Annotated in this window: 2 protein-coding genes and 1 pseudogene; all 3 read right to left on the reverse strand. The window is 68.2% G+C overall.

All coding sequences use genetic code 11. The annotated features are described in order from the left end of the window. Positions 1-144: 144 nt before the first annotated feature. A complete protein-coding gene (locus ACFZDK_RS55880; RefSeq protein WP_390987138.1) occupies positions 145-579 on the reverse strand; it encodes a transposase in 435 nt (144 codons plus the stop codon). A gap of 198 nt (positions 580-777) precedes the next feature. Then, positions 778-1,041: pseudogene (locus ACFZDK_RS55885) on the reverse strand (transposase); the annotation flags it as partial. Between the two features lie 52 nt (positions 1,042-1,093). Beyond that, positions 1,094-1,253: transposase (locus ACFZDK_RS55890; RefSeq protein WP_390987141.1), on the reverse strand; the 160-nt coding region annotated here is incomplete at its 5' end.

The following is a 1,253-nucleotide window of genomic DNA, read 5'->3' on the forward strand; positions in this document are numbered from 1 at the left end:
ACACACGGAGGGCCAGGGCTCACGCGCCTTCTTACACGGCGAGAAAGATCACTCGTGCGCGCCCACACCATGATGCCCTGGTCGCCATACTTGGGTACGCGGCTCGCGTTGCCATGGACCTTGTGCTTGATGCCCCTATGTTCGTCAAGCTGTGGTCGTGAGGGTCGCTGGATCATCAGGCCGCTGGTGGCATGTGACCATGTCGGCGCGTATCAGGGCATAAACCTCGCGGGCCGCGTAGCGTTTCAGGCAGCGCATTACCTCGCGCTTCCCCTTTCCCCCGGCGGTGCGCCGCTCCAGATAGATGCGGGTGCGTTCGTCCTGTCGCATGCGGGTGACCACGATGCGGTGCAAGGCGGCGTTGGCCTGTCTGTCCCCGCCCCGGTTGAGCCGGCGACGCCGGCTCTTGCCCGAGGACTGCTCGACTGGACTGACGCCGCAGAGCGCGGCGAAGGATGCCTCGCTGCCCAGCCGCTCAGGGTTGTCGCCGGCTGCGATCAACAGCGCCGCCGCGCTGTCAGGCCCGATCCCGAACCGTGCCAGCAGGCTGGGCGCGGTGGCCTTGACCGCTGTGGTCATTCGCTGCCCGAGTTCGGTGACTTCCCGCCGAAGCCGCAAGACGCGCTGTGCGAGCAGCCGGAGCGTGAAGACCGCCGTGTCGGCAGCCGGATCGTCACCGCGGGGGTCGACCAGCTCCGCGCAGCGGCTGACCAGGAGCCAAGTCGAGAGCGGCTCCAACTCCTCGCGCAGCGTAGATGGAGCGTTGACCAGCACTGCCTTGAGCTGGTTGAGCGCCTGGGTGCGCGCCTTGACCGCGGAGTTCTTCGCCAGTCGGAGGATGCGCAGCGCTTCCACCTGCCTGTCGCCGCTCTTCGGCAGTGCCCAGGCGGTGCCCGAGAGCGCGGCCCGGGCGGCAGCCTCGGCGTCGATGGCGTCGGTCTTGCCGCGGCGGCGCCGGATGGATCGGTCGGGCTGGTTGACCTCAACCACCGCCACCCGCTGGGTCGCGAGGTAGCGGGCCAGACCGGCACCGTAGGAGCCGGTGCACTCTAGTTCGGCCCTGTCTCATATTCGGTGGTGGCGGAGCGTGCTGTTATCCGAGGAGGATGCGGTGGCGGAGCAGGGTGAAGCTTGCTCGTCCGTGCATCTGGCGCGCGGTCCGTTTGGTCTTGGTGTTGACGCCCTCGGTGGGGCCGTTGCTGTAGGGAAGCGTGAGGGCGGCGATCACGGCGTCGATGTCCGGGTCCAGGCCC

This window comes from Streptomyces sp. NPDC007901 (assembly GCF_042959465.1).
GTDB lineage: Bacteria > Actinomycetota > Actinomycetes > Streptomycetales > Streptomycetaceae > Streptomyces.

Coding starts and splice junctions, on each gene's coding strand:
- ACFZDK_RS55880 (WP_390987138.1), bottom strand. CDS start 579: ATGACCACAGCGGTCAAGGCCACCGCGCCCAGCCTGCTGGCACGGTTC.